This window comes from Photobacterium sp. R1 (assembly GCF_054600795.1).
In genome coordinates this window covers 1-264 of sequence record NZ_BAAHZP010000629.1, presented here as the reverse complement: position 1 = coordinate 264, position 264 = coordinate 1, and the positions used below count along the sequence as shown (strand labels likewise).

Annotated in this window: 1 pseudogene; it reads right to left on the bottom strand. The window is 55.7% G+C overall.

Annotated elements, in window-relative coordinates:
- Window positions 1-264 (bottom strand): annotated as a pseudogene (locus ACYP03_RS26580) (bifunctional aconitate hydratase 2/2-methylisocitrate dehydratase); the annotation flags it as partial.

The following is a 264-nucleotide window of genomic DNA, read 5'->3' as shown; positions in this document are numbered from 1 at the left end:
GCCGAGGCATCAGACAGCTCGAATGCCTGCTCAACCGTCAGGTGCTCAACACCTTCAATTTCCAGTACGCGGCCGGAGAATTCGTTGATCTTGCCGGCTTTCTCTACGGTCAGCAGACCTTGCTTGATACCGTAGTAAGGGATGGCATGCACCAGATCACGCAGCGTGATACCTTCTTGCATTTCACCCTTGAAGCGCACCAGGATAGACTCTGGCATATCCAGCGGCATCACACCGGTTGCCGCTGCGAACGCCACCAGACCA